Here is a 24,116-nt window from a genome sequence, read left to right on the forward strand (position 1 = left end):
TCGGCTATGGCCGCACCCGCGACTGAAACATCTAGGTTGCGTCGAATTTGAGCGAAAATTCACATTCAATGCTCAACATCTTCTAAGCGGTCTTCGTTGAGGACGATAAGACATAATCCTCGAAAACCGATCCATTTCCCCGTCCCACGATATCCCATTTGGCTAGCTGGGAAAGCTCCGCCGTGCTGGAAATCACTCAGCCAAGAACCCATATCGGTTACCGCTCCCGCTAGCGTGTAGGTTCGATGCTCTCTGAAAATTCCGGCATCATGGAGCAAGTGCCACAAACGTGAACTTTGCTAAACGAAGCCGCCACCTTATCGCATCCACACAAAGGGCTTGAAATAGTCGACCGTGAGGGTTATATCTTTGTGAGCAGCAGACAACGAGGCTTCCGAAAGGTCGCTGTTGCAGGTGCACCCTTAGAGGTCGGTACACCACGGTAGGGCACACGCGTTCGGCGGAAACGCCATGGGAAGGCTCCTTTAGGGGGCCTTTTTTGTTTCTAGGGCACCCTTATTTGCTGGAAATGAGCCTTTTTTACGAGTTGGCAGACGTTACACCTTCGCTTGATGCGGCTGAAATTAATTTCTTTCTGATCAGCGCTTTTTACCACCAGTTCTACGTTGTGTTCGTCTGATCTGCTCGGGAAAAGGTAATAAACAACAAGATCATTAAGGCCAGAGGTCAGGACAGGGCCTGAAACGGCAATGTTACCTGCCCAGTAAGGCATACAGAGGTAGGCACAAGATGCTCGAACGTGAATCTACCTTGCGGATGTTCGATTGTTGGGAACGAGTCGTTAATAGTCGTCATGAGGCGCGGTCACCCGAAGACAGCTCTCACGATCTGGACCCATTCACTGAACTGGATTATAGATTGCGCTGGGTAGTCTGGCTCTGAGACATTGAATTTTCTCCCGATATAAGGGCACGGGTTTGACAACCTTACGAAAGTGCTAACCCCTGAACGTGGTTTCGTTCTCCTGGTAAGGGTCCTTTCATGTTCAAATCGATACGAATAGAGCACTGACCTTTCGCTTCCGTCCTTACGACGGAGTTGTCTGCTTATGTCTCGCGTATGGACCGGAAGCCTGAACATGCTGCAGGAGCGAATTCCATCCTGAGACCGAATTCCTACGACGCTTTCTCCGCAGGAGACCGGAGGTTCGAAATACGACCAGTGCGCCTGGCCTGACCCGAGAGAGGCTTCGGGCAGCCGAGGACGACACCTACGGCCTGTTCGTCGACTTCCGTTGGCCCAAGAACGTCGGGAAGCCATATTGCCCTCGCTGTGGCTGCCTGGCGCCGTACGGCGTCGTCGTTCTGATGCTCGGAGCCGGAATGCCGCGCCGAATTTTCGGTTTTCGCCGACCGCAAGCTTTCATTCAAGAAGATCATCATGGCAATCTGGGAGGAATCACGGCCGCCAAGGGCATGGCGGCGCTCCATCTGAGCCGCAAGGTCAACGTCCAGTACAAGAGTATCCATCCGGCGAAGGCCGCGGCACTTATGATTTCGGCTCGTCTGCCATGATGCGTTCGAATCTTGTCGCGATCGCATTGCTCGTCGACAAGGAACTGCCGAACACCTCCTTCCCAGGTGCGGATATCGGCGAGGAACTCCTTCAAGCTTTCGATGCCCCGGTCGGTGAAGGTCGTGATGCCCTCTTCGCTGCCGTCATGGGCATGGATCATCTCACCATAGTCGATGTTGTCGGAGTTGCTGGCGACCTCCTGGATGAGTTCGAGGTTCTCGCCAATCAGCGTGGCGACGTAGTTGATCGTGTAGACATGCGTCGGGCGCGCCATCAGGCCGCCATCTGCCGGGCGCTTCCGGCGGGCCAGTTCCACGGCAGCAGTTCCGGCAGCCGTGATACGGGAATGCCAGGCATGCGGGCGAGCACGTCCGCCAACCAGGCCTGCGGATCGATATCGTTCGTCTTTGCCGTGACGATTAGGGAATACATGAAGGCAGCACGCTCGCCTCCGCGCTGGGAACCGGCGAATAGCCATGCCTTTCTTCCGAGAGCAATGCCCTGTTCATTCTGCCCATGTCGGCGATGAAGTCGAGGTTCACTATTGCTGGCATCCATATTTTGGCCAGAAGGTTTCCATTCGTCGCGTCGAAGAACGAGCGACAGGCCGGTTTTTGAAGGTTCTGGGGCCGACAGGTGTCGTCATCGCGATCTCAGGGTGGATGATCGATCCCGTGGTCTGCCGCGGCATGACCATGGGAACGCCACGCGTCGATCTTGCGACGCTAATCGAATTGAACAGGCTGGTCTCTGGCGGCAGCAAAGCGGCACCCTTCCGAAGTGGACGTAGAATCACTCAGGAGGACCATGATGAGATCTCGCAATACGCTGGTGCCGGCGTCGGGCCGGCAGCTCGACCTGATATTCGAGGAGCTCAACGATGACCATCACTGATTTGATTCCGACAGCGCTGCTCGCGCGCAAGGCCGTCGTTTATGTGCGGCAATCCACTCAGTCGCAGGTTATAACCAATCTGGAAAGCCAGCGACGGCAGTATGATCTTGTTGACATTGCGCGACACCACGGCTTCAGCCACGTCGAGGTGATCGACGACGACCTCGGGCGCTCTGCCAGCGGAACCGTCGCCCGTCCGGGCTTCGATCGTCTCGTCGCCCTACTGTGCGCCGGCAAAGTTGGTGCCGTTTTCTGCTTCGATGCTTCACGGCTTGCGCGCAACGGTCGGGACTGGCATCACCTGCTCGAACTGTGCGGCCTGGTCGAAGCCCGCGTCATTGACCATGACGGCGTCTACAATCCATGTCGACCCAACGATCGGCTGCTGCTGGGAATGAAGGGCAGTATCAGCGAGTTCGAACTGGGCGTGCTGAGAGCCCGGATGCTCGATGCCGCCAGGTCGAAGGCGCGCCGTGGCGAACTGCGACTTTCTGTTCCGTTCGGCTACATTTGGCATCGGGAGGCCGGGCTTGGGCTCGATCCTGATCTGCGTCTGCAAGAGGTAATTCGATCCATCTTCGCCCGCTTCCACGACCTTGGAAGCGCGCGTCAGGTGCTGCTGTCGATGACGAAAGATCACATTCACTTCCCTCGGCCGTCGGATGAAGGGCGCATGACCAACTTCGTATGGATGCCAGTACGTTATCGCAATGTGATCGGCATCCTCAAAAACCCCTTCTACGCCGGCGTTTACGTCTATGGGAAGAGCGAGAAGCGGACTGCCATCGTCGATGGATGGGCTCGGCGCAGTTACGGGCACGGCAAGCCCGTCGGTACCTGGGAGGTGATGATCCGGGACCATCACGAAGGTTACATTAGTTGGGGCGAATACGAGCGTAACCAACAGCAACTGGCCCTCAATAATTATGGCCGATCGGGTGGGACTAAATCGGGCCGCGGCGGCAAAGCATTATTATCAGGTCTCCTGACCTGCGGACGGTCTGGACGGCGACTGAGTGTTGCCTATACGGGAAATCCACAAAATCCTGTCTATCGCTGCTATAAACAGAACCTGATGATGGGCTTGCCCCGTTGCATGACGTTCGGCGGCTCGAAGGTCGATGCGGCGGTTGCGCGCGAGTTGTTGCGCGCGGTAGAACCATTAGCGATCGAGGCGACTTTTAAAGCAGAGCGGATGCACCGGGAGCGACAGGAAGACCAGCGCCACATTCACGATCTGGAGCTACAACAGGCCCGCTACGAGGCTAGCCTCGCCGAGCGCCGCTATGCGGCATGCGATCCCGACAACCGCCTGATAGCTGCACAGCTTGAGAAGAATTGGGAAACGGCGCTACGCCGCGTCCGTGATCTGGAAGTGCGCAGGCCTACCGAAAGTCCTTCAACCATCGAAGTTGACCCAGGCACTTTCGCAAACCTCGCCGACAATCTGCAGGCGGCCTGGGAGTCGCCGGATGTCACCATGCGCGTGCGCCAGCAACTGCTACGTACATTGATCGCCGACATTGTTGTCGATGTCGATGATGAGGTGCGCGACGTGGTGCTGACCATCCATTGGAAAGGCGGTCAGCATTCGGAGCTCAAGGTTCGCAAGCCCCAGACGGTTGAACACGGGTGCGCCACAACGGAAGATGCTTTGGCAGTGATGCGGAGCATGGCAGGACGCTGGTCCGATGAACATATCGCCGCGTCGCTCAATCGAATGGGAATGCCCACGGGGCAAGGAAAAACCTGGACTGCACACCGGGTCGCTTCAGTAAGGCGGGTCCGGGCCATTCACGCGTACAAATCAGCCGATAAAGAGGGCGAATGGCTGACCATGACAGAGGCGGCGGCGGTTTTGGGCGTGACCAACCACCGAATACGCCACCTGATCAAGACGAACGTGTTGTCTGCCGAGCAGGTGGTTCCCGGCGCGCCGTATCAAATCCGGGCCAGCAATCTGACTTCGGCAACCGTCCAAGCCGCGATAGCCCGAAAGGGCCGCCCGTGTCGCATTGCTGACACCGAGACGCTTCCAATGTTTACAGATACTTAAAGAGGGAGTGCACAATGACTCAGGTACGGCAACGCCGCGCAGGGCTCGTTCGGCGGCATTGTTCGTCAGACACAGTCTGCCGTCGTCGAGGAACCGGGCGAAGGCTTCCCAGCGACCCTCCTTCTCGAACATGTAGTTGATCGCCTCGGCGACGGGGTTGTGCTTCGACATTTGCCCGCGCTGGGCCATGAGCCAATCGTGCAGTTCTTCGACGAGCGGGCGAGCATGTTGCAGCCTCGCTGCGAGCCTATCCTCGGCAGGCATTCCGTTTATGCCGCGCTCGATGTCGAAGAGCGCGTCGATGCGGGCAACGGCCTCAAGCGCGACGGGCGATATCTCGTGGGCAGGTTTGCCCTTGCGCACGTTGCCGGCGATGTCAGCGAGTTCGAAGAATTTGCGCCGCGCGTGGCTCCAGCAAAGTGCGCTGATCACCAGCGCGGGGCGGCGGTCGGCACGATAGAGGTCGTTGTAGCCGCCATAGGCATCGGCTTGCAGGGTGCCGTGCCATCCGGCGAGATGCGTGTTGGGGTGGGTCTTCTCGCGATCGGGAGAGAAGTGGAAGAGTGCGGCGGGAGGCGCGCCGCCCGCGAAAGGGCGGTCATCGCGGACGTAAGTCCAGAGCCTCGCCTGCTTTGTTGCTCCCCTGGCCAGAAGCGGCACGGTGGTGTCGTCACCATGCAGCCGCTCGGCGGCCAGAACATGGGCACGGATCAGGTCATGGATCGGCTGCAGGGCCGTCGTGCAGGCTCCGACCTGATCGGCCAGTGTGGAGAGACTGAGAGCGACGCCTTCCCTGGCGTAGCGCTCAGCCTGGCGGTTCAATGGCTGATGTTGGCCGAACTTCTCGAACAGGATCGTCGCCAGCAGGTGCGGTCCTGCCCATCCCCGCGTGTCGCATGGAAAGGGGCCGGTGGCTGGCTGATCTTCTCGCAGTCCCGGCAGGTGAACTTCTCGCGCACCGTCTGGATCACCTTCCACTGGCGCGGAATGATCTCCAGCGTCTCGGTGATGTCTTCGCCCATCTTCACGATGCGGTGCGAGCCGCAGCAGGTGCAGGTCGACGGGGCATCGATGACCAGGCGCTCGCGCGGCAGGTGCTCGGGAAACGGCTTGCGGGCCGGCCGGCGGCGTTCGAAAGCGGAGACATTTGTGATTCTCGTCGCCACGCGTTCCGCAGCGATCTCGTCTTCGGTGGCGTCGGCTTCAAGTTCTTCGAGCTGCAATTCCATTTGCTCGATCAGCCGGGCGCGGCGCTCCGAGCTCTGGCCGTACTGCTCGCGACGTATCTTGGCGATCTCGAGCTTGAGATGCCGGATCATCGCCTCAGACGTCGTCACGACCGCGCGCACCTGTGCGAGGTCGGCCTCGGCAGAGGCGGCACGCGCTTCCGATGCCGCAAGCGCGGCGCGCAGTCTGGCTATCTCCGAAGCAGCATCATCCATGGCCGAAAGCTACCATGCCGCATGCCGAAAGCCCAACAAAAACAGAGGAATGCAGGCGGTCAGCCTGCCTTCGAAGGCCGCTGCGTCCAGCGCGGGTTGCGCCAGTCGATCCCTTCCAGGAGATAGCCGAGCTGCGCCGACGATACAGGCACGGCGGAGCCATTCTGGCTGACCGGCCAGATGAACTTTCCAGCTTCCAGCCGCTTCAGGTAAAGCGACATGCCGACGCCGTCATGCCAGAGGACCTTGATCAGGTCACCCTTGCGACCCCGGAAGCAGAAGACTTCGCCGCCATGAGGATCGCGGCCAAGACCTTGCTGAACCTTCAGCGCCAGGCTGTTCATGCCGCAACGCATGTCCGTCACCCCGCCCGCGATCCACACCTTTACCCCCGCGGGAAACGCGATCATGACCCATCCACGACGGGCAACAGGCGGGCAAGAATGGTCGGATCAAGCGAGGCTGGGATCGTCAGCCGTCGGCCATTCGGCAGGCCGATCTCGATCGTCATGTCGTCTTCAAATCGCGGCCGTGAGGCTACCTCGCAAGATGCCGCCGCCGGTGGCGAAATCGTAAGTGGCACGAAGCCCGTTGTAGCGGAACTGCTCAGAAGACCACTACGGTATTCCCGACGCCAACGGGTCAACAATGACCGTGACAATCCATATCGCCGCGCCGTCACCGAGCCTTTCCGAAAGCCTTGTAGACTTTCCTCGACGATCCGAACCTTCTCTTCGTCCGACCAATCCCGTCGGCGACCAAGATCGTCGACGGACAAGACCTCAATGGGGGAAATGATTGTAGCGCATGACATAAGGCATGGACTTAAAGCCAATCAGCAAGTCAGGACAGACGGCCTTCGCCGGATGGGTACGTACAAGACCGCCTACTTCCTGCTGCAGAAGCTCCGGGAGGCAGCCGACCTTCGCCGTGATGCGATCAAGCTGCACGGTACGGTGCAGATCGACGGCAAGTATGTGGGCGGCGTCCTCCGCAAGGTGACAAGAAGGAAGAGCGCAAGGACGGGCGCAAGAAGGAAAATCAGAACGGCAAGCGTATGTGAGTTCTGGCGCTGAGGGAGGCCAACCGCCATGCACCGAACAGAACGGTGACGCGGGTGATCCTGGACGAGAACGGCAAGGATGCATGGGCGGCCGTCGCCAAGCATGTGGAGCCGAAGGCGCTCCTGATCGCTGACGAACACAAGGCGCAACCAGGGCTTTGAAAGAAAGCGCTGTATAGATCCACCTGCTCCGCCCTTTTAGTCCGCTAGCAAAAGGCGGTAGGGGACCGACTTTTCGAAGCGGTTTCCTGCCGGCCGACAAGGGCTACGGCAGCGCTGAAATCCTCGCCAAGCCGGTCGAGTGTAAGGCTTCGGCAACATCGCGCCGAAGAACAACTGGAAGGCTCAGTCGTCTTCTCACGCTGGGTCTATCGGCAGCGTAACCTCGTGAAACGTCAAAAGCATCGGTTCGATCGTAATTGACGCAAAGCTGACAGTCGTGTGCGATCGCGCACATTGACAGGCTGGCATGATGCAAGCGCCGACGTGCATTGTGACCTCAACCCAAATCACTCCAATGCTGGGTTGGCCTTCGGACGGATCGCTCGCAAGGTTGACGCTGTTCAAATACTAGGCGGAGTGGCACAATCCGCGACTCCCGACACACGGTGAGCACCGGAAGACGCCTTCTGTCGCCATTGAAACATTCACTAACAATGATCTGGTGGCACACCAATTGCTTGTAGGAGCCCAGATCTCTGCCAGCAATGGTTCCGGTCCAAGCTCCAGTGGCTACTATCGACGATGACCAACACCTTTAGATGTAAGGCCCATCTTCGCCCATGTCGTACCGTACGAACGGAGCTCGTCAGCGATCATCACGCGCGGCGGCGTGCAGCCGATCCAAAGAGCTTTGTCACCAGCCACTGCTCAGCGCGGGAGCCTCTTCAGCTTTGGACCAAGACGTTGAGAGCGATGCCATTCTGGCCGACAGCGCCGCCGGAGCCAATGTTCTTCGCGCGCGATCGAAGTAACCGACGTTCAGATGTCAGGTCGCCACGAATGAGACTGCTTCAAGGGATTCCAGTGGGAGATCGCCTTGCCGAGTTAAGGCTCCCACTGGCACACGGTTTCATTGGTCACGCCGGTGCCGCATGTTGGCCGCCGCAATCCGCTAAACTTAACGGTGCCTTAGAACCTGAAGAGACACAGCGAAATCGGCCTTTTGTTTGGCACCGGTTGGACTAGGCCCGTTTTCGTTTTCGTCTCAAAAGTGGAGATGCGATATGATTTCGAATCACCAAGCCGACGTGGTTGGCGATAGCGACAAGCTCATCGAGCAAGCGCTGCGAGCTGCCATGGATACTGCTCTAAGTCCGGCTGCGCCGGCTCACCTGCGTGGAGCGCTGGACGCGGCAGTGTTTCCAGGGGGCTCCCGGATGCGCCCCAAGCTCTGCTTGAAAGTCTCCTATGTGTGCGGCGAAAAAGATCCTGAGCTGGCGACAAGAGCCGCGGCAGCAATTGAATTGCTGCACTGTGCCTCGTTGGTGCATGACGACTTGCCTTGCTTCGATAACGCGGCGCTACGCCGCGGCAGACCAACGGTGCACCGGCTTTTCGGAGAGCCTATCGCCGTTTTGACCGGCGATGCCTTGATTGTGATGGCTTTCAAATACCTCAGCTTGCAGGCTGCGCTAACACCTGAGTTGGGCGCGCGCATGATCGAGGTGGTTGCGGAGGCGGTCGGCCCCAGTCACGGACTGATCGCCGGACAGTCGATGGAGGCAATGACGCACGTCCCAATCGACCGCTATCACCATTACAAGACCGGCTCCCTCTTTGTCGCGGCGGCCACTTGCGGTGCCCTGGCAAGTGGTGCAGATCCGGCCCCATGGTCTAAGGTGGGGGAATTGCTCGGGCACGCGTATCAGATCGCCGACGACATCGCAGATACAGTCGGCCGCGCAGAAGTGCTTGGCAAATTGCCTGCCGTGGACACGCAGCTGAATCGACCCAGTATCGTTCGCGGCCAAGGATTGGACAGCGCAGCCGCCAGATTTTATGCGTATCTCGAACAGATAGGTGACACCATTCCTGCCAGCCCTCAAAAACGGTCCTTCGTTGACTGGCTTAATCATGCACTTTGCAAAGGCGTGGCTGGACCGGGAAAAGCCGGTCTGATTCAACAAACGGCGCTGGATTGCGCGCCTTTGTAAGCCCGAGTTACGGTACGCATAACCTAGCCGGCGGCATCATTACCGCTTCATCGTCAACAGCTGCTTCATGAACATTTCGTTCCCTGCATCGAACCGCTGGGCCAAGGTGGATTAGAGGTCTAGCTTTAGCGTTAACGGTTTTTGCAACCAGCTTGGAGGGCCGGCCGACAGAGCGGGCGACGCCGGCATCATCCGACTGGCGGATGCGCGGAGGGCAACAAGTGCGCGGAGGGCAACAAGCGCGCCTGGCGCAACGTCGCCAGATCAGGTGAGCCGGTGCAAAAGCAGGCGACGGCCAACTGGCGGATGACGACCTCGAAATGCGCAACGACCGCTTCGGTCGATACCGTAGCCGCCGGCAGCACGCCGGCTGCCTGCCCGGCAATGTCCGCACCCAGGCGAATGGCCTTGGCCACGTCGACGCCGTCGCGGATCCCGCCGGACGCGATAAGCTTCACCGTTGGCAGTGCCCGACGGACCGCCTGCAAGCTGGCCGGTGTCGGGATCCCCCAATCGGCAAACGCCATCGCCACTGCACGGCCGGCGGCATCGCGGGCGCGCTCGCCCTCCACCGCGGCCCAACTGGTGCCGCCGGCTCCGGCGACATCAATCACCTCAACACCCGCCTCGACGAGCGCGCAGGCCACCGAGGCGGACAGGCCCCACCCGACTTCTTTGGCCACGATCGGCACGCCCACGCTACGCGCGGCGCGAGCCACCTGCGCCAGTACGCCGTGCCAGTCGCGGTCGCCATCCGGCTGTAGCACTTCCTGCAGCGGATTGAGATGGACGATCAGCCCATCAGCCTCCAGCGCATCGACAGCCCGGCGCGCCAGATCAAGGCCGTCGGCCTCGCGCAGTTGCGCAGCGCCGATATTGGCCAGCAAGGGAATGTCAGGCGCCAGGCGGCGTAGGGCGCGCGTCAGCCCCTGGGAATTGCGCGATTGGAGGCTCACGCGCTGCGAACCGACGCACATGGCGATCCCCAAGGCTTGCGCCGCCTCGCTCAGGTGCCGATTGATGGCCTTTGCGCGTGGCATTCCGCCGGTCATGGAACTGATCAGCAGCGGCGCACGTATGGGCTTGCCTAACAGCGATGTGCGCAGTTCGATCTGCGTCAGGTCCAGCTCGGGCAGTGCGCAGTGTTCGAACCGGATTTGCTCCCAGCCGGCAGCGACCGTGGCTGGCGCCGTTCGCCGATCCAGCACGAGGTCCAGATGGTCGTCCTTGCGCCGGGTCAGGGCGTCGTCGCACCCGCTCGCTCGATCCGCCGTATTGGGCGTTGGCGTTGCGTCGGATCGGACCGAGGGCGCCGCGCGCACGCCGCCGCCTCCCGCGCGTTCACGCCGGCGCACGCTGGCCTCCCCCCGCCGCATCGTTGCCGTAGCGGCTGATCGAGGTCTGGTAGTACTTCGCGCGAATGACCGCCATGGCCTCGATTAACGGTCCCCATGGTGCAGGAAAGCGTTCTTTCACCATCACTCGGTGCAGCATGCGCGCATGGCCGACCAGCTCGTCGTTGAGGAAATCCTCCACAGGCATAGCCGGATAACGCTGCAGGAGCAGGATGGCAGCGTTGTCGGCTTCTCCCGCCGCCCTATCCTTGGCGCATCCATGCAGATCGTTCTGCAGGCGCCCTATCGTGGAGATGAGCCGCAGCACCTGGCGAAACGCCGGACGCGCGCGCAGGGTCGCCATGTCCAGCCCCCATAGCAACGACAGGCAACAGAACACGTTCGCGTAGGCGATCGAATCGATGGAATTGTGCAAGTATTCGGCGTACGACCAGCGTTCAGCCCCCGCCGCCTGCGCGGGTCCGGCGCGCAGCGCCGCGCAGTAGCACCGGGTATCGTTTAGAAGCTCAGTATAGTCGCGCCTATCGTAGGCGAGCGCGGCCAGGGAAGCGCGCAGCACAGCGCAGCCCTCGAAACCGGGGACCGCGCATGGCACGCCCTGCCCCAGCGCCTGCTCCACCGCGGCCAGCTGCTCCGGCGCGATCAGGCCAAGGTCGTTGCAATCGTCGAGCCAAAACAGTAGCGCCAACTCGCGATAAAACGCCACGATCAGCTTTTCGTCCTGCGGATCTCGGCCGGTGCGGGCGCTGATATCGTGCAAGCTCGGTTGGATACACTGCAGGATGTACTGTCCGCCCCTAACTGCTTCTACGGCATGCTCGTCGGCGAATCCGGTCAGGGAACGCCCCCACTCCAGTACTTGCTGCAGCGCGCTTTCCGTCGGGATCATTGCGCCATTCCTCCTGCTCCCTCGGTCGGGATGCGCCGCCCCCAACGAAGAGCCAGCCACAAGCCGGCGAGTTCGATCACGCGCACGACCCGGGTCGGGCAATACAATTCCTTGCCGATCCACAGCGGCGTCTGCGGCAATTCATGCGCCTCATGGCGAGCGAGCATCCACTCCAGCGCGCGCGCGACCGCCAGCGCGATGCGGGCGCGCCCTGTCGGCTCTTCGCGCCCATCCATCACGTGCAACGCGAACAGCGCATAGGCGGTTTCCTCAAATGTTGACGCGCGACCCGCGCCCCAGCCGCCGTCGTCGCGCTGCGCCTGCAACAGCGCCGCCAGCGCGCGCTCGTCGCGCCACTGGGGCGCGCCTTGCGCGAGCGCAGCGATTGCATGCGCGGTGGGATACAGCCACGAAACATGCCATTTGTCATTGTCCCATAGACCGTCCGCGTTGCGATTGGCCTCAAGGTAAGCGCTGGTACCGGCGGTGGGCTTTCCCAACAGTCTGAACGCATGCAGGGCGTGGATGTTGGTCGACACCGAGGCATTGCGCTCGCCGGGGAAGGTAACGAACAGCCCGCCGATTTCGAAGTGGCGCAACGCGTTGGCAGCCGGGTTGCGTCCTGCTAGGTGCAGGATGCACAACGCAACAGCAGTGTCGTCCGCATCGGCCGCGAAGTGCAAGGCCGGACCCAGACCGCGCACGCCCAGACAGGCATCGAGCTGCGCGACGATCACGCGCACCGCCTCGGCGAGCGCGGGATGCGAAAACAACCCGGCCAGATGCAGAGTGTACAGCGACCAGCATGGCTCGAACACGTTGATCGGCCAGACGCTGGGAACGACACCTTCGATGCCGCTGCGCGCCGCGCGCGATGCGGCCTGAAGATACCTGTCGGCACGCTCGACCTGTGGCGCGCTCGCCTGTGTGAGGGCGTGCGCACGCCACGCGGCGGTTGCCGCCGGGCTGATGCCGATGCTGCCGTCGTCGTCCAGGCATGCCGTGGTCGGCGACGTCCCCCAGGCTTCCCAGGAGTGCAACAACGGATGGCCGCTCGGCAGCGGTCCCACCGTCCCCAACTTAACCAGGCACGCTTGCCGCAACGGCAACAGCGCCGGGTAGCGCGGAAACACCACGTCGCCCACCAAGGATGTGGCCTCGCCGGAGATCTGCGGCAGGATCAGCTCCGCGCCTACCGGCGCGTCTTCCGGCACCGCATCCGCGTAGGGATCCGGCTGGCGCTCGAGGAACCGCGTTGCAGCCTGAACTGCGTCCGCAGCGCCGGGAAGAGGATCGGCACGCCGCAATGCAAGCAACGCCGCCCACGTGGGTACATGGCGGAACAGTGGGAAGTCAGCACTTCCCCACCCGCCATCGGCCTGTTGCTGCGCCATGAGCCACGCGTATCCGTTCTGCCGACCGGTGACGTTGCCGCTGAACTGCAAAACGCGCGCCGTGTCGTAAACGGACGGACTCACGCTGCCGCCATCGCGCGTCTCGTTCAGCAAGTGGCGCAATTCAGAAAGGATCTGTTCGGACAGCGCACTCATGCGGGATGTTCCCTCTGCAGGCAGTTGACGAGAAGCGCGGCGAAGCGCACCTATGCTGGCGGCGGTCCGCGGTGGGCAACCGCTCCGATCTGCGCCGTGGAATCGAACACAATGTAGCATCTAGCGGTGCCGCCGGCCGATCGCAGCGGTACGGCGGCGCCTCCGTGCGGACCGGCGCCAATGCGCACGGCGCGTGCTTGAACAGATACCCTTTTGGCCCGCTGCACGGCCTGCGCCAACCGCTCCGCACGCGGGCGCAGCGAGGTGATGGCTTCCTCGGCCTCTGGCCATAGGCCCGGCACTGACTGGGGCGCTGCATGCAGCTTCGTGATCGGCACGCCGGTTGCTTTCTTCTCCGCCGCATGCTTGCCGGGGGCTTGCCCAGCGTCGCGTCATCCGCTGGCGTGTCATCCTCGACCACCTACAATACAAGGCCGAAACAGGCGCGATAGCGATCCAGTGCGCGGTACAGAGTAAAGCGCGGCATCCTCCGCGACGGCGCATAGCGCGCCAATGCCTATGGACGCGCGCACCGGCAATCCGCCGCACGCCTGCGCGCCCGATCCGCCGAACGGGGAAACGCCAGTTCGGTCGTCGTTTAGCGTGGAACCCTTCTGCATGTTGTTCATCTCCTTCTACCTGACAGAGAATGCCGCGGCGAGCGGCGAGCCGCCGCGGTGCTGCCGGCGTCGCACCGCGCGCGCGCGCCGAGTGCAGCAATGCCGCCCATCGTCGTCGCCGCTGCCTCTTGACACGGGGCAGAGGATCCCAGCTCATGAGAATCCGATGCGGACTGTCATGGACGGATGTGCGGTCGGGTAATAGCGCCGGCCTTTTTCGACGCCGCTCATCAATCGCGGCCGCACCCCGGCCTCCTGCATGGTCAATGCCAAGGCGATGCTGAACTGCACCAGCTCCAGCCATACAAGGTGATAGCCCATGCAGACGTGTGGGCCGGCACCGAACTGCAGCATGTCCACCGGCCGGATCGGCTCCGTGCGTTGCAGCCACCGCCCCAGACGGAACTGATCGGGCGCTTCGTGCAGCAGCGGCGAGGTCGAGAAATGCAGTAGTGGGATGCACAAATGAGTGCCCGAAGGAATGCGCCGCTGGCCGAGTTGTAATTCCTGCATCGCGCGACGCGGTACGAGCGAGGAAGCCGGATGCATTCGTAGCGTCTCCCGAAACAGCGCCTCTGCGACCGGACATTGCGCCAGGTCCTCGTGCCCGGTCGGCACCGCGCCCACGCGTTGCGCCTCTTCGACCAGGGCGTCCCACAGCTCTGGATGCTGCGCCAGCTCGATCACCATCCAGGCTATCGTCGAGGCGGAGGTCTCGTGGCCGGCAAGCAGCAGCAAGCGGATATTGGCGACCAGGACGTCATCGGAGAGCGCGCCATCGCTGCAATCGAAGGCGCTCACCATGTCGTTGATCAACCCGGTGCGCGCGGCGCGCGCGCGCGCGTCCCGGATGAACTGGCGCGACTGCGCGTCGATCCAATCGCGGGCGGCGCGGCCGCGTCGCAAGGGCATCCCCGGCAGGTCGATCGGGGGCGCGACCATCAATTGTAGCAGTTGCCGGTACTTGCGATGCCACTCCGACAGGTCTTGGGCGGGGATGCCCATGAGACTGAAGGTGAGTTTGAGCATCAGGTTGCGGGTGTCTGGCAGGATAGCGACTTCACCGCGGTCGCGCCACGCCTTGACCTGAGCCCTAATAATTGGTTCGAACAGCTCGCCAATGCCGGCCTCGGTCAGACCCCTCGGCAGAAACGCCGCTTTTATCCCATCGCGCGCCTGCCGGTGCGCGCTACCGTCCAAAGTGACCAACGTTCCGCCAAGGATGTCGGGCGCCATCTCTTCGATCAGTGCCGAGGACACTTCCTTGTGCCGGAGCAATGCGAGCGCATCTGGATCCAGGCATGTCATCAGGTGTCCGGCCGGGCCGAAGTCCAGCCAGAAGTGGCTGCCTAGGGTCCTTTCCGCGCGCCGCAGCAGGCGCGGCAGATCGCAGACGATGGCGGGAAGATGCCCGACCAGGGGGAAAGCGCCAGGCATGACCGGGATGTCGTCCCGTAGCCGGCGCCAGCGGTTCAGCGGGTTGAGCAGCATGTCCATCACCAATGCGACGCTGCGGCTGCTTCGGCGGCGTCACCGGCCGGCCGAGCCGCGCTGTTGCCACCGTCTGCGTAGGTTGGAACATGCGCCAACATGCCGCCGTCGATGCACACCACCTGGCCGGTGATGAACGCAGCCTCCTCCGAGAGCAGGAACGCGACCAGCGCGGCTACGTCCTCGGGGCGGCCGACGTGCGGCAGGAGCTGGTGCCGGTGTAGATGCCGTTGCATGCACTCGTCCAGCTTGGCGAAGAGACGTTCGGTCATGACAAGACCTGGCGCAACCGCGTTGCAGCGGATCTTCGCGTGTCCGTATTGGGTGGCAAGCGAGGCCGACAGCATGTTCATTGCGGCCTTCGACGCGGCGTATGACGTCAGTGCGGTGTCGCCGCTGAGCCCTTGGCACGATGACATGTTCACGATCGCGCCACCACCACGGCCGATCATTTGTGGGATGGCCTGCCGGCAGCAAAGGAGCGTGCCGCGCAAATTGGTCGCCATGGTCTGGTCCCAGACCGCCACGTCCAGGTCGAGGATCGCGCGGTCGTGCGGAGTCAAATGCATGGCGCTCGCATTGTTCACAAGCACGTCGACCCCACCGAAGCGCCGCTTCGCCGTTTTGAACAGCTCTGCCACCGCCTGCGCATCTGCGATGTCCATGGCCACGGCCAGCGCTTGGCCCGCTTCGGCTGCGATCTGTGCGGTGCAGGCGATGGCAGCGGGGCCATCAATGTCGGCCACCACCACTCTGCCGCCCTCGCGCGCGATGGCGAGGGCGCATGCCTTGCCGATCCCGGCGCCGGCGCCGGTCACCACGGCCACCTTGCCTTTAAATCGTTCCATCATGTTCTCCTGGATTGCGTAGGTCTTTCGCTGCATGTCGCTCAGCGTCTGCCGGAGAGGGCGTAGGGCCGGGGTTGGTGCAATGGTCATCGCCGGCTTCGCTTTCGATCACCCGAATGGCCGCGACCGGGCACTGGCTGGCTGCTAGGCGCACGGCGGCGTGCAGCGCCTGCGGGACCGTCGCCATGCACACTTCCGCCACGCCGTCCGGCTCGCGCTGACGAAAGGTGCCCGGCAGCGTCAACACGCACTGACCAGTGGTTCCGCACAGGTCCTGGTCGACCACGACGCGAACCTCAGCCGCCGCCTGCGCGTGCAGCCGCACCGGCAGCGCGCGGAACGTCCTAAGGAACGCTGAGGGCTCCCGGGTCGGCTGCTCGGCCAAGGCCAACGTGGGGAAGCGAGCCTGGATCTGCGGCAGGCTCTCGGCCAGTTGCACCCTGGCGAGTTGAGCACCTAGGCAGAAGTGGATGCCGTGGCCGAAGCTCAGCATAATCTTTCCGTCGCTCGACGTGCCAGGCCTGGTGCCGTAGAACCGCACCGGATCGAAGCGGTCGGGATCAGCGAAAGCGTTCGGGTCGCGATTGCCGGCCGCGATCAGCACGCGCACGTCCGCGTCCTTCGGGATCACCACGCCATGCAGTTCGATGTCGCGCTGGGCGATACGCGGAATGGAGCTGAACATGGCGGGCGCCTCGCAGCGCAGTACTTCTTCTACAAATGCCTCCACCCCTGCGGCGTCTCCCTGCAGCCAGTGCCGCTCCTCGGGGTAGGCCAGCATCGCCAGCACCGCATGGTCGATAGTCGCAGCAGTGGTGGCGAAGCCGCCCAGCAACATGCCCCACAGCATGCTGATCAACTCCGCGTCCGAGAGCGTATCGGCGTCGTCGGTGTGTGCGCCGACCAGTGTCGACACGATGTCGCGGCGGGGATCGGCGCGCTTGCGCAGTATGAGGTCGCCGAAATAGGCCTTCACCCTGGCGCTGGCCACGTCCGCCGCGGCGAGCTGTGGATCGCTGGCGTGCGGGCTCAGGCCTTCTAGAATGGCGCTGACGATCGCTGAGAGCTCGAAAACGTCGTCTTGGGGCATGCCGAACAATTCAGCGAAGACAAGCATGGGCAAGGCCAGTGCGAATTCCCGATGCAGGTCCACCGCCTCTCCTCGCTCCAGTGCGGGCGCCATGCCATCCAGGCGAGCTGCGACGATGCGCGCGATGCTCGGCCGCAGGTTGTCGATCTGGCCCACGGTGAAATCGCGCGAAATCAGCCGGCGCAGACGCGTATGCGTCGGTGGTTCCTTCATGGCTAGCGTAGACGCCAGCAGATTGAGCGACAGGCTGCTCGCCGCACGCGGGAAATAGCGCGCCAGTTCGGATGGCGCCGGCCCCCGAAACGCATCGCCCGTAGCCTTGAACGCCCAGTAGATGTCGGCGTGGCGGCTCAACAGAAAGAGGCCCGACGCCGCGCGGTGCACCGGATCGTGCTCTCGCAACCACCGCATGAACGGGTACGGGTCTTGGATGCATGCTGGCGACGCCAGCTCGGCGAAGGCGTCGTGGCATGCTGCCGTGGTGTCTTGCACGTCCATCTTGATTACCTGTCGAGTGGCTGATCTGACCGGTGCGCGCCAGGCGCCGCCAAATGAGAAGATTGCGATGCCGGGGGGCGTCCGCACCAGAGCACCGGCATCTCCTCGAACCCGCCGGTGATGATCTCCTTGCGCAACTTCAGTTCTTCGGGCGCCACGGCCAGGCGCAACGCGGGAAAGCGCTGGAAGATCGAACCGAATATGGCCTTCAGTTCCAGCCTCGCCAGCGCCGCCCCGATGCAATTGTGCTGCCCGTAGGAGAACGCCAGGTGGGGATTTGCGTCGCGTCCGATGTCGAAGACTTCCGGGTCTTTGAAATGGCACGGATCAAACGAGGTCGCCGGCAGGCCGACCAGTACTTTGCTCTCCGCGGGTATATGCACGCCCGCGATGGTAACGTCGGTCCGGGGATAGCGCATGATGCCGTCCCACCCCGCGCCAGGCGAATACATGCGCAGTATTTCTTCCACCGCCTTGTCAACCAGGGAAGGATCGCGGACCAGGCGTTCGCGCTGTTGCGGATGGCGAAACATGGCCAGCAGGCCGAATTCGATCTGCGCGACGGTGCTCTCGTGCCCCGCCACCAGCACGCCCGCCGCGAGGCCGATCGCCTCTTCCTCGGTCGCTTTGCCCTGGTCGACCGCGGCTAGCAGATCCGTCAGCAGGTTATCGCCCGGATCCTGTCGCTTGCCCCGTATTTTGCCGTGGATGTAGGCGCGGAGCTCTTCCCAGGCCAGGCCGGACGCGCTGCGCGGGCCGCTTTCATGCTGGTGCGTCATCACCTCGTCGGAGAGCCCTGCGAAAAAGGCGTGTTCCTCGAAGGGCACGCCCATCAGCGCGCTGATTACCTTGGCCGGAAGCGGAAAGGAGAGATGGCGTCGCAAGTCTGCGGGCTGGGGCTGAACCGCCAGCGTATCGAACAACTGCACGGTGATCGCCTCGACCTGCTGCGTAAGCAGCTTCACCCTGCTGTTGCTGAAGGCCGGCGCCACGATCGTGCGTAACCGAGCATGCTCGTCCCCTTCGTGCGAGACCAGCCATCCCGGCGAACCGAGAATGACCGAATCTGGGGTGAAATCCGCCGGAGGCATTCCCGCGGGCCGGAATGCCGCGTCAGACAGCACCGCCTTGGCCTCGTCATAGCCTGTCACCCACCAGCATTCGTGCCCGGACGGAAGGCGCACGCGGTGGATCGGACCCTTGGCGCGTAGCGCCAACATCTCGGGCGAGGGCTCGATGTGATCGACCCGCCACATCGGCAGCGTCGGCAAGGATTGTTCGGACATGGTGACGCTTCACTCTTTAAGCCCGGAAGGGGCGGAAGATGACGGGCAGACTGCGGGCAGCAAATGAGTTAAGACAGCGTGTAGACGACGTCCTCCGCGGCGATTGCCAGCGCCAGATCCTCCGGCCGCACGAACGGCGGGGGGAAGGCACTTCCCAATTTCAGGCGCGAGCGCGTAGCGCCCACGCACAGATGCGGCCCCTGGCCGAGCGGCAGGTGCGGGTTTTGCAGCCGGTTGAAATCGAACATGTCGGTAACGCCATAGGTCGGCCGACCGTAGGAATTGGCGCAGCAGGTTCGACCCCACCCGCCCACCGACCCGTCCGCAAACATAACTTCCAAACCAGTCCCCCACCCCCGGCTTCCCGCCTGGCTCAAGGTCCGCCGCTTTGGCTGTACCGCTCGCGACGTGTGTGGCTCGCAAACGAAGAACTCTAGATCGCATCCAACACTCCTCACATTTTCCCGGCGCACAACCGAGCCACTATCGTTGCCACAGCAAACCATCGGACCTCACGGGACGCGAACAGCGACGCGCCGCCCGAAGACCATCGCGCTGCGATTGGCGACATACCGTGACCAGAGCAAATCGCGTGCCGAAGTGAATTCGTGGGCTCAGCAGGCATTTCGTAGCAGCGCGTAGTGTCAAGCTCCCGCCATTCAGTCTCAATGCCGACAACCGCGGAGTACATGTCTGACAAAAGCCTGCTCTAACGCCGGTCTGCGTCCGACAGTCGGCGACCTGCATGGGATGCCCCGAGGCGAGCTTTCGTGCAACAATCCACGCCATCTTCGACGTCGAAGTTGCCCCGCCAGTTTTCGTCCCATGGGCGGGAACGTCGTCGACTGCGCCGCCGCGTTAAAAGCGCCGGCTTTGGGCAAATCTGACTGGACCCGCCTCGAGCCTCCGGTAATAAAGTTTGCGGAGCTTATTTCCGCCAGATGCAAGTTCCGAGCTTGCAGTCATCTCGTTGACGTTGTTCTCAATGTTTCCACCCCCGCGCTTACCGAGACGGTCGAGCTTCTCGATCGGCGTAGGTCCAAAAGGCAACGGGAAACGATCAAATTTCGAGGCATGTTCTCTTCCGGAAACATGTCATCTAATCAGAAGCGGCGGTCGGCAGCAGTCGCCTTAGTCGGAGGCCTTCTAAACCAGACGATGCCCGATCCATGCCGAAGATGAAGCAATCGGGAGACCAATGCAGCATCTCATGGACCGCCGCACCGTGGTGAAGAAAGCGGCCCTCGGTTGCTGGAGGTTGTTGAATAGTTCCATGACATCGAATTGAGCTTACGCCTGATGAAATCGGTCAATACCTACACCGCTAAGGGGTGCGCCGTTTACGCCTTGGGTCAAGCTTGGGGACGTTGGACTGCTCTGTTTTATCGCGATCACGTTTTTGTGGCTGGTCTGCCTGCCGAGTTCCTGAATGTATCGATCTGTCGCTCTCGCGCGTGGGCCGGAAGGACATAAATAGCAGGCTCAAGAAATAAACGACCTGAAGGAAAACCGAAGCCGCTAAGGTTACGGCGAACGCTTTGAAGATGGAAAGCGAGGCGGCGTAGGCCGAAACAGCGCTGGTGCACGTGACCAGCAGCAGGATGCAAAAAAAGGTTCTAAAGGGCAAGGTCTTGCTCCCGTTCGTTCGTCCAATGTTTCAACTGCGTCGACGCCGACGATTTCGCCCGGTTCGTCTACGCTATGAACGTGCATGACTTCGCCGAGAGCAGGCGTTGAAACAGCGTCTGCAAGCAAAGCGGGTTGCGCCGTCGACAGCGATCAACTACTTCGGCATTCAGCTGGTGCCATAGGTTGCCAAAAGCCGGGTCAGCGCGAACACGCCAAAATGGCGACTTTTTCCTTCGCGGCTTCCAAATCGGCAAATGCACTGAACGTCTTCCGCCCTTCAGTGTTGACCTTTGTCCAGTTGAACGGGAGGCCTTCGGCAACGTAGTGAACGCCGCTTTGAGGCGTCAGCTTTCCGTTTCTCGAGCCCATGTCGGCACGCTCGCGGACTCTGAGCGAATCGGCGCGACCTGGATCCTATCATTCGTCATTGCGCTCATAGGAGCACCGGGGAGCGGCGATCAATACGCACTTGCAGGCTTTCCAGTGCGCCCGCAACGATGAGGCCCTTGTTCGCCACTCGGTCCATCGGAGCAAACACAGGATCAAGCACCGGCCGGCAACATTCAAAACGTCGCGCGGCTTCCGTCATCGTTATTGACGGTGAACGATAAGGTTTACTACCGTCGCCTCCCAAAAGCGCTATCTGCCCGGCAAGAGGGATCGGGTACCCGTCAAAGATAGTGAAGGCGGTTAACCCAACTCGCAAAGCTTCTTCCCCAACAAATAGCGAGTGCATGTCGTCGAAGCGGATCATCTGAATAAGATCACTGCCAATTAAACCGGAGATCGATGCAATGCTGTTGCGATCAGGGAGCTCAGCGGCGCGAAAGATCGCACTTTCCGGCTCCAACAGATACACAAAATTTTCCATATCCTTGCCTTCTAAATTCTTGAAAAGAGCCCGTGCCCAGCTGCTTTTGACTGGAGCGAAAGCGACTCGTGCATCAACTCGGGATAGCGACAACGCGCGGCAATATGCAGATTTCAGCGTGCTGTGTAAATGGTCCTGCGCCAATTCGGTTCGGTTCAGTTCAAGTCACGCTCCGGACGTGTCGCTCAAGTGTCGCCCATCTGGTTGAATTTATTGAGATATTTGAATACGCGTGGTTTTATTCCGGCCCGCCCCCATACCAATTCCGCGCCAAACATGTACGCGACGATGTTGGACCATACCAGCAGCCGCGCAGTGGACTAAGGCGAGTTCAGCAATCGAACGCGGCGGCCATCGGCGTCGCCGCTCGTATGGCTCGACATTTGTCCCAAATTTGCGGAACGGGATCCCGACCTTGGGCAGGCTATGCAAACGGGTGCGTGTTCCAAGTTTGACGAGAGCTGTACGCTGTACGAATACCCCGGCAGAATTGGAAATCATCTCCCATGCTGCAGACGCGAGAAGCTGACGAGTGGAGCTTCTATCAAGGCACCCCTTACGACGCTGAAAGCAGAAAGAAAATTTGCAATCGGCAAGTTCCATCCGAGCATCACGACATTTGGCTAGCGCAACCGGGGCAACAGCCGCGCTCACTGTTGGCTGACTTAAAGTGTGCTGAGTGCCGCGGTCGCGAGTTCGCGCTCGGTCCCCAGGCGTTTTTGGTGCCGCGTTTTTAGTGCTATTCAAAACGCGGATGACGGCATCCAATCAATCTATTTTTCCTGATTAGCGACCTTGGTGCATGACCAAAGCGTCTAACCAAACAAGGTGATCGCGACGTCAGCGGAGAACGTAAAAAAATGCAATAGATAGGAAGCGGCAGATTTTATTGCGTATCCCGGAGAGATACTGCCGCCGCCATGTTGCTCGCTATGGCGGCGGCCCTCGGAGTGTGGCGAACAGGCCCGGTCTCCAACTACTCTGAGGACTAACGAAGAGACATATGATAACTCTCATCGACGGCTAAGGCGTCGTTGCGCAGCAGTTGATCTTCGATTTTCCCTCAGATTGCCGCACTCAGACTGCTCAATCGGCGCCGCAGATTGAAAGCCTGCGTTTGTCCGTTTGACGACAGCGGGAGGCGGGATCGCCTCCCGCTGCACAGGCGATCGAGTGATTGAAAAGCCGGCTTCAATTGTCACTTGCTCAAGTTGGCACAACCTTTGAATGTTCGCCTTCCGGGGACCAAAGCAGCCAACTGAATTCGATTATTGGAGAAAGCGACGAAGCGCATGCCAAATGTGCATCACATCGGGGTCTTGACGGTAGCGGTACCAACTGTGGACGCCGCACGTCAAACCGGCATAGCCGTCGACCACTGCGACGATTGCCAAACACTCTATTTCAGCCGACCATGCCAGATGGGTCTCAAGTTATTTGATGACTATGTGCTCTTCCGCTTTTTTTCGCGCGCACTTGAAGAAATTGAGATGGGGATTGCCACCGCGACCGAGGCAACCGGCCTTTCGCTTAGGGAGCTGCGGGATACAACCCGCAGTTTCCCGGCAAGGCTTATCCGCGCCTTTGCCCTGCAAGAGGCGAGTGATTGCGTGCCTGATGCGGAGGAGCAACTGTTGCGCGACATGCTCCTAGCGCATGTGCGGCCAGGCGACCCTGAGGGCGTGCGTTTTGCTAAGATCATTGCGCGACGTTCCATGCGTGAAGACCACCTCTGGCGGGATCTCGGCTTGCATGACAAAGCCGAACTTAGGAGATTGCTGTTCGCGCATTTTCCGGCGCTGGCGGCAGGCAACACCAGCAACATGAGGTGGAAAAAATATTTCTACCGCAAGATTTGCGAAGCTGAAGGCTTTTTCCTTTGTAGCGCTCCCAGCTGCAAGGAATGCGGCGATTTTAATGAATGCTTTCTCCCTGAGGAAAGCGGAAGTCTTTCTGGAGCGGCAGAGTTCGTCGGGCGCGAGATCTTGAAAACGTAAAGGCCACAGATGCAATCTTGGCGGGCTTGTCCGGCGACGTTGAACCGATACGGGGGATTATTGCTCCCGATGTTGCGACTGTGCGGGCACGCGCAAATGCCACTTTCCTAAATATGAGCGGTGATGTCGTCGTCGGATAATGATCATCGGTCCATTCTATAGCGCCTACTAAAATTGCCTTAAGCTCTTCGCCATATTCGACTACGCGATCTACAATTTGTCGGAGCTGAGCGTGCGGCCGGAAAAAGCATCCGCGACTAGCGCTTTAACTTGATAGCTCGCTCACGATCTTTGCTGTAGCCTTCGAGCATTTCCTCCAGAATTTGGCCCGCTGACGATCGAAACCGGCTCCGTTGTCAATCTCGCCAATGGCGGAACAATCCGGGCCTGCAAGACTGCAGCTGCCAAGCTGTCGGCATTCCTCCTATTTGTTCATGGAGACAGCATAACAGCGAGCTTGTTGTAAGCGACAATCTCTACTGTGCCTTCATATGCGTTCTGCTGATCATCCGGCCTTAATTCCGACGCGCGGTGCGAAGCCGATCGGCCGTCAATGCGGTACCGATCTGTTTGGCTCTACGACTTGCCACACTACTTCTGTCCCTCGCCTGAGATGTAAGGATACGGACGAGATTTGTTGATCTTTGACGCAAGCGATTTCCAACCGACAAGACCTCGCAGCCGCTTCGTCCAGTTTGGCGGTTTCGAGACAAGAGTTTGTCGATCCCGCCTTCGAAAGTTTGGAATTAAATAGCTGAAGATCAGCAAAACAACTGTTTTATATGCTGCTGCCCACATGGCACGGGTTTTGAAGATTGCCATGCGAGGCGGCGCGAGCTGCCTGC

At 60.9% G+C, this 24,116-nt stretch carries 20 protein-coding genes and 4 pseudogenes; 8 read left to right on the top strand and 16 right to left on the bottom strand.

The annotated features are described in order from the left end of the window. Positions 1 to 1,343 precede the first annotated feature (1,343 nt). On the top strand, positions 1,344 to 1,535 hold the full coding sequence (locus tag AF337_RS43950) for a hypothetical protein (RefSeq protein WP_170965075.1): 192 nt from the start codon (positions 1,344 to 1,346) through the stop codon (positions 1,533 to 1,535). Here AF337_RS43950 and AF337_RS00555 read toward each other — a convergent pair. After that, positions 1,510 to 1,810 (bottom strand): annotated as a pseudogene (locus AF337_RS00555) (hypothetical protein). The gene AF337_RS43950 and the pseudogene AF337_RS00555 sit on opposite strands and share 26 nt — an antisense overlap. Next, a pseudogene (locus tag AF337_RS39390) lies at positions 1,810 to 2,040 on the bottom strand (transposase domain-containing protein); the annotation flags it as partial. The pseudogenes AF337_RS39390 and AF337_RS00555, both read right to left, overlap by 1 nt. Here AF337_RS39390 and AF337_RS39395 point away from each other — a divergent pair. Continuing rightward, positions 2,013 to 2,420: a hypothetical protein gene (locus tag AF337_RS39395; protein ID WP_012489556.1), complete on the top strand. Its 408-nt coding sequence runs from the start codon at positions 2,013 to 2,015 to the stop codon at positions 2,418 to 2,420. The pseudogene AF337_RS39390 and the gene AF337_RS39395 sit on opposite strands and share 28 nt — an antisense overlap. Beyond that, positions 2,417 to 3,514: pseudogene (locus AF337_RS46410) on the top strand (recombinase family protein); the annotation flags it as partial. The gene AF337_RS39395 and the pseudogene AF337_RS46410, both read left to right, overlap by 4 nt. A gap of 723 nt (positions 3,515 to 4,237) precedes the next feature. Here AF337_RS46410 and tnpC read toward each other — a convergent pair. The 3 genes from tnpC to tnpA all read right to left on the bottom strand — a co-directional run bounded on the left by tnpC (position 4,238) and on the right by tnpA (position 6,742). Beyond that, positions 4,238 to 5,928 (bottom strand): IS66 family transposase gene (gene tnpC / locus AF337_RS39405; protein WP_237350495.1). Its coding sequence is split into 2 segments (ribosomal slippage): positions 4,238 to 5,376 and positions 5,376 to 5,928, totalling 1,692 coding nucleotides; the frame shifts between segments, so codons are not numbered across the junction. A 59-nt stretch (positions 5,929 to 5,987) separates the two neighbouring features. Beyond that, positions 5,988 to 6,338: an IS66 family insertion sequence element accessory protein TnpB gene (tnpB, locus tag AF337_RS00580; RefSeq protein ID WP_016737501.1), complete on the bottom strand. Its 351-nt coding sequence runs from the start codon at positions 6,336 to 6,338 to the stop codon at positions 5,988 to 5,990. Beyond that, positions 6,335 to 6,742 carry an IS66-like element accessory protein TnpA gene (gene tnpA / locus AF337_RS46415; protein ID WP_011053439.1) on the bottom strand — a complete coding sequence of 136 codons (408 nt, stop codon included), beginning with the start codon at positions 6,740 to 6,742 and terminating at the stop codon, positions 6,335 to 6,337. The genes tnpB and tnpA overlap by 4 nt, the downstream gene beginning before the upstream one ends. Between tnpA and AF337_RS00590 the strand changes: the two genes are divergently transcribed. The 4 genes and pseudogenes from AF337_RS00590 (at position 6,714) to AF337_RS00600 (ending at position 9,147) form a co-directional block, all read left to right on the top strand. Further along, positions 6,714 to 7,004 (top strand): hypothetical protein, encoded by a 291-nt coding sequence (locus tag AF337_RS00590; protein ID WP_008536527.1) that lies wholly within the window; start codon positions 6,714 to 6,716, stop codon positions 7,002 to 7,004. The two genes, tnpA and AF337_RS00590, sit on opposite strands and share 29 nt — an antisense overlap. Before the next feature lie 32 nt (positions 7,005 to 7,036). Next, positions 7,037 to 7,153 (top strand): transposase, encoded by a 117-nt coding sequence (locus tag AF337_RS41575; RefSeq protein ID WP_008536526.1) that lies wholly within the window; start codon positions 7,037 to 7,039, stop codon positions 7,151 to 7,153. Between the two features lie 86 nt (positions 7,154 to 7,239). Beyond that, a pseudogene (locus AF337_RS46420) lies at positions 7,240 to 7,387 on the top strand (IS5/IS1182 family transposase); the annotation flags it as partial. A gap of 830 nt (positions 7,388 to 8,217) precedes the next feature. Next, positions 8,218 to 9,147 carry a polyprenyl synthetase family protein gene (locus tag AF337_RS00600; RefSeq protein ID WP_008536525.1) on the top strand — a complete coding sequence of 310 codons (930 nt, stop codon included), beginning with the start codon at positions 8,218 to 8,220 and terminating at the stop codon, positions 9,145 to 9,147. Between the two features lie 188 nt (positions 9,148 to 9,335). Here AF337_RS00600 and fni read toward each other — a convergent pair whose 3' ends face one another. From fni to AF337_RS00655, 10 genes are all read right to left on the bottom strand, one after another. Then, positions 9,336 to 10,502: a type 2 isopentenyl-diphosphate Delta-isomerase gene (fni, locus tag AF337_RS00605; RefSeq protein ID WP_016737499.1), complete on the bottom strand. Its 1,167-nt coding sequence runs from the start codon at positions 10,500 to 10,502 to the stop codon at positions 9,336 to 9,338. Continuing rightward, positions 10,489 to 11,391 (bottom strand): terpene synthase family protein, encoded by a 903-nt coding sequence (locus tag AF337_RS00610; protein WP_008536520.1) that lies wholly within the window; start codon positions 11,389 to 11,391, stop codon positions 10,489 to 10,491. The genes fni and AF337_RS00610 overlap by 14 nt, the downstream gene beginning before the upstream one ends. Further along, positions 11,388 to 12,941: a hypothetical protein gene (locus AF337_RS00615; protein WP_012489559.1), complete on the bottom strand. Its 1,554-nt coding sequence runs from the start codon at positions 12,939 to 12,941 to the stop codon at positions 11,388 to 11,390. The genes AF337_RS00610 and AF337_RS00615 overlap by 4 nt, the downstream gene beginning before the upstream one ends. 773 nt (positions 12,942 to 13,714) lie before the next feature. Further along, on the bottom strand, positions 13,715 to 15,058 hold the full coding sequence (locus AF337_RS00625) for a cytochrome P450 (RefSeq protein ID WP_011053442.1): 1,344 nt from the start codon (positions 15,056 to 15,058) through the stop codon (positions 13,715 to 13,717). After that, the gene (locus AF337_RS00630; RefSeq protein ID WP_008536513.1) at positions 15,058 to 15,900 is read right to left on the bottom strand and encodes an SDR family oxidoreductase; all 843 of its coding nucleotides are present in this window, start codon (positions 15,898 to 15,900) and stop codon (positions 15,058 to 15,060) included. The genes AF337_RS00625 and AF337_RS00630 overlap by 1 nt, the downstream gene beginning before the upstream one ends. Further along, positions 15,887 to 17,488, bottom strand: coding sequence for a cytochrome P450 (locus AF337_RS00635; RefSeq protein ID WP_012489561.1), 1,602 nt, complete (start codon positions 17,486 to 17,488; stop codon positions 15,887 to 15,889). Before AF337_RS00635 ends, AF337_RS00630 begins: the two co-directional genes overlap by 14 nt. A gap of 5 nt (positions 17,489 to 17,493) precedes the next feature. Beyond that, complete coding sequence (locus tag AF337_RS00640) at positions 17,494 to 18,774, bottom strand: cytochrome P450 (protein ID WP_049730597.1); 1,281 nt, start codon at positions 18,772 to 18,774, stop codon at positions 17,494 to 17,496. Positions 18,775 to 18,842: 68 nt separating this feature from the next. After that, a complete protein-coding gene (locus tag AF337_RS00645; RefSeq protein WP_041684048.1) occupies positions 18,843 to 19,022 on the bottom strand; it encodes a cytochrome P450 in 180 nt (59 codons plus the stop codon). Positions 19,023 to 20,601: 1,579 nt separating this feature from the next. Next, a complete protein-coding gene (locus tag AF337_RS41580) occupies positions 20,602 to 20,772 on the bottom strand; it encodes a CCE_0567 family metalloprotein (RefSeq protein ID WP_010009890.1) in 171 nt (56 codons plus the stop codon). Positions 20,773 to 20,836: 64 nt separating this feature from the next. Further along, complete coding sequence (locus AF337_RS00655; protein WP_004673815.1) at positions 20,837 to 21,274, bottom strand: DUF3846 domain-containing protein; 438 nt, start codon at positions 21,272 to 21,274, stop codon at positions 20,837 to 20,839. Between the two features lie 1,292 nt (positions 21,275 to 22,566). Between AF337_RS00655 and AF337_RS00660 the strand changes: the two genes are divergently transcribed. After that, positions 22,567 to 23,271 (top strand): nitrogen fixation protein NifQ, encoded by a 705-nt coding sequence (locus AF337_RS00660; protein WP_010009888.1) that lies wholly within the window; start codon positions 22,567 to 22,569, stop codon positions 23,269 to 23,271. Between the two features lie 591 nt (positions 23,272 to 23,862). Here AF337_RS00660 and AF337_RS44065 read toward each other — a convergent pair. Next, on the bottom strand, positions 23,863 to 24,116 hold a 254-nt coding region (locus AF337_RS44065; protein WP_210168025.1), incomplete at its 5' end, for a hypothetical protein.

Source organism: Rhizobium ecuadorense, from assembly GCF_001187535.1.
Classification (GTDB): Bacteria; Pseudomonadota; Alphaproteobacteria; order Rhizobiales; family Rhizobiaceae; genus Rhizobium; species Rhizobium ecuadorense.